Here is a 7,074-nt window from a genome sequence, read left to right as displayed (position 1 = left end):
CCGGGCCGGCGGCCGCACCGGCCGCCACCGCTCCCCCGCCCGGCACGGCCGCCGGGACCGAACCGGAGGAACTGCTGAAGAAGTTGTACGACCCCCTGCTGCGCCGGCTGAAGACCGAGCTGCGCCTGGACCGGGAGCGGCACGGGGTCCTCGGCGGGCCGGGCTGACCGGGCGGGCCGGGGCCGACCAGCAACCGAGCAGATACCAGCGCCGACCGACCAGGAGGGGTGGATGACCAAGGACGAGGTCGCCGTCGCGATCGCCTTCGTCGTCAAGATCGACGACCAGGATCTCGGCGCGTTCAACACCTGTGACGGGCTGGGCTGCGAGGTCGTGGTCGAGCAGCGCGAGGAGGGCGGCAACAACGGGCACATCTGGCAGCTGCCCACCCGGATGAAGTTCTCCAACGTCAAGCTCTCCCGGCCGGTCACCGCGGACAGCACCAAGCTGATGCGCTGGTTCGGTGGCATGGCCAACGGGATCACCCGCAAGACCGCCACGATCGAGGCCCGCACCCTGGAGGGCACCGTCATCGCCCGGTGGGGGCTGCTCGACGTCATCCCGGTGAAGTGGACCGGGCCGCAGCTCAGCCCGGACAACCCGAAGGTCGCCGTGGAGACCCTGGAACTGGCCCACCACGGCTTCTTCGGCCCCGGAACGGGCGGCTGAGCCATGCGCGAGCAGAGCACACGGCCCGGCGGCGCGACGCGCCGCGCCGCCGCCGAGCGGAACGAGGTGGCGGCGTGACGGCCTCCCCGGTCACCTTCACCGCCGCCGGCAGCCCGGCCGGCCGGGGCGGCGGTCCACCGCCGCAGCTCACCCACGCGTACCTGCAACTGCACGAACCGCCGCGCAACGGCGGTACCGCGTCCCCCGGGCCGAAGCTGGGCCAGATCCCGTTCCAGTTCAACCCGAAGGAACTGGCGCTGACCAAGACGGCCAAGTGGAAACGGGACGCGCAGCGCAACGCGAAGAAGAGCGGCGTGCCCGAATTCACCGGCTCGGACCCGTGCAAGCTGAGCCTGGAGATGTTCTTCGACGCCACCGACACCATGGACAGCTCGGTGGTGAAGCGGGTGGAGGAGCTCTTCGCCTGCTGCGTGCCGACCGACGCGAGCCGCCAGCAGAAGAAGGGCTCCCCGCCGTGGGTGGTGTTCCACTGGGGCGGCATGGTGGGCTTCCCGTCCTTCGTGTCCAGCGTCAGCGCCAAGTACACCCTGTTCACCCCAGGTGGCACCCCGGTGCGGGCGCTCTGCACGGTCACCCTCGAGGAGATCTCCGGCGAGCAGCCGGGGCAGAACCCGACCTCCGGCGCGCTCGCCGCCCGGGACATCCACGTCGTCGTGGCCGGGGACACCCTGCACTCGGTGGCGTACCAGGCGTACGGGCGGGCCGGGCTGTGGCGGCAGATCGCCGAGGCCAACGACATCGACGACCCGATGCGGCTGCGGCCCGGCACCGCCCTGCTGGTGCCGGCCCCCGAGGAGCTGACGGGTGGTGCCCGTGGCCAATGAGCAGTTCGCCAACGCCCTCCTCGTCGAGGTGGGCGGCAGCCCGCTGCCCGCCGAGATCGCGTCGCTGCTGACGTACGCGGCCGTGGACGACAGCCGCAACCTGCCCGACCGGTTCGTGCTGCGCTACCGCGACCCGGACCGCAGCGTGCTGGCCAAGGGCGGGTTCGCCATCGGCGTACCGGTGCGGCTGACCGTGCAGACCTCCGACCCGGGTGGTCCCGCGCCGCTGCTGCGCGGCGAGGTCACCGCCCTGGAGTGCGAACTGGACGCGACCGGCACGTTCACCGAGATCCGCGGCCTCGACCTGGCCCACCGGCTGCTGCGCGGCCGGCGGGTCGCCGCGTACCCGGGAATGAGCGTGCCGGACATCGTGCGCAAGGTGGCCCAGCGGGCCGGGCTGAAAGCGGGCCGGATCGACCCGGTGGCCGGCATCGGCGGCGAGCCGGAGGCGCAGCTGAGCCAGGACAACGTCAGCGACTGGGCCTTCCTGCACCGGCTCGCCGAGCTGGTGGGCGCGCAGGTGACGGTCCGCGACGGCGAGCTGCACCTGCGGATGCCCGAGCCACCCATCGGCGCCCCGGACCCGTCCGCGCGGGCCAGCCAGGACCCGCTGGTGCTCGAGGTCAACCGGAACCTGATCGCGCTGCGGGCCGGGGTGACCGCGACCGCGCAGGTGCCCGAGGTGGGCGCCCGGGGCTGGGACCCGGCAACCAAGCGGGCGGTCAGCGCGACCGCCACCCCGACCGTGCCGGGCGCCGACGGGATCGGCGTCGACCCGGCCGAGCTGGGCCGCACGCTGGGCAGCCCGGCGTACCTGGTGGCCGACCCGACGCTGGGCACGGACGCGGCGGTCCGGACGGTGGCCGGCGCGCTCGCCGGCGACCTCGGCGGCGGGTGCGCCGAGATCGAGGGGGTGGCCAAGGGCAACGCCCGGCTGCGCGCGGGCGCCGCGGTCGCGCTGGCCAACGTCGGTGCGCCGTTCCAGGGCCGGTACGTGCTGACCAGCACCCGGCACGTGTTCAGCGAACAGGCCGGCTACACCACGGCGTTCACCGTCTCCGGCCGGTCCGACCGCTCGCTCTACGGCCTGGCCACCGGCGGGTCCGCCGCCGAGCCCGCCGGTCGGGGCCTGGTCCCGGCCGTGGTCAGCGACGTGAAGGACCCGAAGAAGCTGGGCCGGGTCCGGCTCACCCTGCCCTGGCTGGACGGGACGTACACCACCGGCTGGGCCCGGGTGGTGCAGCCGGGGGCGGGCGCGGACCGGGGCACGGTGCTGCTTCCGGAGGTGGGTGACGAGGTGCTGGTCGGCTTCACCGGCGGCAACCTCGACGCCGCGTACGTGCTGGGCGGGCTGCACAACGGCACCGACGCGCCACCGAAGCTGGACACCGACCCGGTGGACGCCGGCACCGGCCGGATCGCCGCCCGGGCGCTGGTGTCCCGCACCGGGCACCGGCTGGAGCTGCTGGAGGCCGGCAGCGGCCCGGACGGCATCCTGCTCGCCACCGGGGACCGCAAGTTCACCGTGCGGCTGGACCGCACCGGCCGGCGGATCGAGATCGTCAGCGACGGCAAGGTGAGCGTCCAGGCCCGGGAAGGGATCAGCCTGGACGCCGGCACCGGCCCGCTGGAGCTGGCCGGCCAGCGGGTCACCGTCACGTCGAAGAGCGACGTCGCGATCGAGGGCCAGGGGCAGGTCAGCGTACGCGGCACCGGCGGCGTGGCCGTGGAGGGCGCCACCGTGAAGGTCGCCGGCCAGGGCGGTGCCGAGCTGACCGCGAGCGGCCCGGTGACGGTCCGCGGCGCGGTCGTACGGATCAACTGAGACAGCGGTGACGAAGGGAGAGAGCCGTGCCACCAGCCGCTCGCGTCGGTGACCCGACCGCCCACCCCGGAACGGTCGGCGGCCCCGGGGTGCCCACCGTCCTCATCGGCGGGCAGCCCGCCGCGACCGTCGGCACGCTGCACGCCTGCTCCTTCCCCGGCACCCCGCCGCATCCGCCGTCGCCCCTGCTGCCACCGGGCTGCCCGACGGTGCTGATCGGTGGCCGGCCCGCCGCCCGGCTGGGCGACCTCGCCGGCTGCGGCGCCCCGATCGTCGCCGGCTGCCCGACCGTGCTGATCGGAGGTTGACCGGTATGGCCACGGACTTCATCGGTGCCGGCTGGGCGTTCCCGCTGCGCACCGACCCGACCGGCGGGGTCGCCCTGGTGCGCGGCGACCGCGAGGTGGTGGAGAGCATCCGGCTGATCCTCGGCACCGCCCCCGGCGAGCGGCCCGGCCGGCCCGAGTTCGGTTGCGCCATCCACGAGCTGGCGTTCGCCCCGGCCGACCCGTCCACCGCCGGCCAGGTCGCCTACCAGGTGCGGCTGGCGCTGGAGCGGTGGGAGCCGCGGATCGAGCTGGACGACGTGCTGGTCGACTTCGCCGACGCGGACCGCGGCACCCTGCACATCGACATCCGCTACCGGCTGCGCCAGGACAACGACCCCCGCAACCTGGTCTTCCCGTTCTACGTCATCCCCGCGCACGATCCCGGAGCCGAGTGATGGCCCTGCCCGCGCCCCACCTCGACGACCGCCGGTTCCAGGACCTGGTCGACGACGCCAAACGCCTGGTGCAGCGGCGCTGCCCGGAGTGGACCGACCACAACGTCTCGGACCCGGGGGTCACCCTCATCGAGACGTTCGCCTACCTGGTCGACCAGCTCCTCTACCGGCTCAACCGGGTGCCCGACCGGCACTACGTGAAGTTCCTCGACCTGCTCGGCATCACCCCGTTCCCGCCCGCGGTGGCCTCGACCGACGTGACGTTCTGGCTTTCCGCGCCGCGCGAGGCGGCCGTGGTGGTGCCGGCCCGCACCCACGTGGCGACCGTGCGGGCCGAGAACGTCGAGCCGGTGACCTTCGAGACGTTGCGCGAGCTGACCGTGCCGCCGTGCCGGCTGGTCCGGGTGATGACCGTACCGGCCGGCGGGCAGCCCACCGACCGGACCGGCGAGCTGGGCGGCCCGGACCGGGTGCCGGCGTTCGCCGATCCGCCGGCGGCCGGCGACGCCGTGCTGTTCGGGCTGGACACGGCGGTGCCCGGCTGCGCGGTGCTGCTCACCATGGACTGGGCGGTCGCCGGCCGGGGCGTGGACCCGACGAACCCGCCGCTGGTCTGGGAGGCGTGGACCGACGACGGCTGGGTGCCGTGCCCGGTCGAGCGGGACACCACGGGCGCGTTGAACCGGGCCGGTGAGGTGGTCCTGCACGTACCGGCCGGCCACACCGCGTCGGCGGTGGCCCGGCACCGCGCCGGGTGGCTGCGCTGCCGGCTGCGCGAGCCCGCCGCCGGGCAGCCGTTCTTCCACGCCCCGCCCCGGCTCGGCCGGGCCGAGGCGGCCACCGTGGGTGGGACGGTCGAGGCCTGCCACGCGGAGCTGATCGCCGGGGAGACCGTCGGCGCGGCCGAAGGGGTGCCGGGCCAGCGGTTCACCGTGCAGCGCGCGCCGATCGTCGCCGCCGACGGCACGATCGAGATCGAGGTCGGCACCGCCGAGGGGTGGCAGACCTGGCGGGAGGTGCCGAGCTTCGCCGACTCCGGGCCGGAGGACCGGCACGTCTGCGTGGACCGGGCCGGCGGCGAGATCCGCTTCGGGCCGGCCGTGCGGCAACCCGACGGCACGGTCCGCGGGTACGGGGCGGTGCCGCCGAAGGGCGCGGTGGTGCGGATCCCGGCGTACCGGACGGGTGGGGGCCGGCAGGGCAACGTGGCCGCCCGGTCATTGACCGTGCTGCGCGACCCGGTGCCGTTCGTCTCCACGGTGACGAACCGGGCCGCCGCCACCGGCGGGGTGGACGGCGAGTCGCTGGCCGAGACGTCGGTACGCGGTCCGCTCACCCTGCGGACCCGGGAGCGGGCGGTCACCGCGGAGGACTACGAGCAGTTGGCCCGGCAGGCCGCGCCGGAGGTGCTGCGGGTGCGGTGCGTACCGGCCGGCGACGGTTCGACCGCGGTGCGGGTGCTGGTGGTGCCGGCGCTGGGCGAGCACCGGGACAGCGACGACGACGCGGCCCGGTTCGCCGCGCTGCGGCCCCGCGACGAAACCCTGGAGCGGATCCGGGCGTTCCTCGACGTACGCCGCTGCGTCGGCGCCCGGGTGCTGGTGGAGCCGCCCTTCTACCAGGGGGTGACGGTGGTGGCGCAGGTCCGGGCCCGGTCCCGGGCGGGGTCCACGGCCGACCTGCGCCGCCGGGCGCTGCGCGCGCTCTACGACTACCTGGATCCGGTCCGGGGTGGACCGGAGGGCACCGGGTGGCCGTTCGGCCGGCCGGTGCAGTCGGGCGAGCTGCACGCCGTGCTCCAGCGGGTGGCCGGGATCGACCTGGTGGAGGACGTCCGGTTGTTCGGCGCGGACCCGACCACCGGGGACCGGGGCGAGGCCGTGCAGCGCATCGAGCTGGACGTCAGCGGGCTCGCCTTCTCCTACGGCCACCAGGTGCGGGTCACCTCGTGAGCCGGGGTGCCGAGGTCAGGAGGGGATGATGCGGGGTTCCGTGCCGGGGCTGGTCAGCCCGCACCCGATCGGGCAGCAGTTGCCCGCCATGTACCTGGAGGACGACTTCGCCCAACGGTTCACCGCCGGGCTGGACGAGGTGCTGGCTCCGATCCTGCTCACCCTCGACTGTCTCGACGCCTACTTCGACCTCGAGCTGGCCCCGCCGGACTTCCTCGACTGGCTGGCCGGTTGGGTGGCCGCACCGGTGGACGGGGACCGGTCGCCGGACGTCCGCCGGGACCTGGTCCGGCACGCCGTCGAGGTGCACGGCTGGCGGGGTACGGCCCGGGGGGTGGTGCTGGCCCTGCGGGTCGCGGCCGGGGTGGCGGCCGAGGTCACCGACAGCGGCGGGGTGACCTGCTCGGCGACGCCGACCGACGCGCCGCCGCCCGACGAGACGCCGGAGGTGCGGGTACGGATCCGCGGGGAGGCCGACGAGGCGTTGGTCCGCCACGTCCTGGCCGCCGCGGTGCCGGCCCACGTCCGGGTGATCCTGGAGGCAGCCCAATGATCATCTGCGCGGAGTGCGGCGCCGGCAACGGCGACGCCGACCAGTTCTGCGGCACCTGTGGCGAGTTCCTGCGCTGGGACGCCGGTGACCCGTCGTCGGGCGGCCGGTCCGCCGGGACCGACCGCCCGGGGCCGGGCCCGGTGACCGGTGACCGGCCGGGCGCGGCCACCGACGTCGAGGGGCGCCCGGTCGACGGCCGGGCCGGGAACGGGCCGGTGGACGGTGCGGACGCCGACCCGCGGCCCGGGCGCGACGCGCACGCCGCCGGGCGGGCCGAGGGCGCCACGACCACCGCCGCCGGGAGCACCGCAACGACCACCACCGCCGGGACCGCCGCCGCCGCGAGCACCGCCGCGGCCACCGCCGCCGGAAGCACCGCCGGGGCGGACGTACGGGCGGGACCGCAGGGCGGCGGGGTCACGGCAGCGCCGGCCGGCACCGACCCGGGTCCGGGCGGGCGAGCACCGGCGCCGCGGCAGCCCGGCGCGCCGGAGCCGAAGGGCTGC

7 protein-coding genes and 1 pseudogene are annotated in these 7,074 nt (G+C 75.6%); all 8 read left to right on the top strand.

Going from position 1 to position 7,074, the window contains the following annotated elements; genetic code table 11:
- Positions 1-231 precede the first annotated feature (231 nt).
- Positions 232-669, top strand: coding sequence for a phage tail protein (locus tag LQ51_RS11345; protein ID WP_046564920.1), 438 nt, complete (start codon positions 232-234; stop codon positions 667-669).
- 74 nt (positions 670-743) lie between these two features.
- Entirely contained in the window at positions 744-1,514 is a 771-nt protein-coding gene (locus LQ51_RS11340; protein ID WP_046564919.1) for a CIS tube protein, read from the top strand.
- The gene (locus LQ51_RS11335; RefSeq protein WP_046564921.1) at positions 1,504-3,339 is read left to right on the top strand and encodes a VgrG-related protein; all 1,836 of its coding nucleotides are present in this window, start codon (positions 1,504-1,506) and stop codon (positions 3,337-3,339) included. Before LQ51_RS11340 ends, LQ51_RS11335 begins: the two co-directional genes overlap by 11 nt.
- 26 nt (positions 3,340-3,365) lie before the next feature.
- Positions 3,366-3,647, top strand: a complete 282-nt coding sequence (locus LQ51_RS11330) for a PAAR domain-containing protein (protein WP_046564916.1) — start codon at positions 3,366-3,368, stop codon at positions 3,645-3,647.
- A gap of 5 nt (positions 3,648-3,652) precedes the next feature.
- The gene (locus tag LQ51_RS11325) at positions 3,653-4,063 is read left to right on the top strand and encodes a GPW/gp25 family protein (RefSeq protein ID WP_046564914.1); all 411 of its coding nucleotides are present in this window, start codon (positions 3,653-3,655) and stop codon (positions 4,061-4,063) included.
- Positions 4,063-6,015, top strand: coding sequence for a putative baseplate assembly protein (locus LQ51_RS11320; protein ID WP_046564912.1), 1,953 nt, complete (start codon positions 4,063-4,065; stop codon positions 6,013-6,015). The genes LQ51_RS11325 and LQ51_RS11320 overlap by 1 nt, the downstream gene beginning before the upstream one ends.
- A gap of 28 nt (positions 6,016-6,043) precedes the next feature.
- Entirely contained in the window at positions 6,044-6,568 is a 525-nt protein-coding gene (locus tag LQ51_RS11315; protein WP_231605703.1) for a phage tail protein, read from the top strand.
- Positions 6,565-7,074 (top strand): annotated as a pseudogene (locus tag LQ51_RS11310) (hypothetical protein); the annotation flags it as partial. The gene LQ51_RS11315 and the pseudogene LQ51_RS11310, both read left to right, overlap by 4 nt.

Source organism: Micromonospora sp. HK10, assembly GCF_000982955.1.
In the GTDB taxonomy this organism is placed as follows: Bacteria; Actinomycetota; Actinomycetes; order Mycobacteriales; family Micromonosporaceae; genus Micromonospora.
The sequence above is the reverse complement of the archived record's forward strand: the minus strand, read 5'-3'. Positions and strand labels throughout refer to the sequence as shown.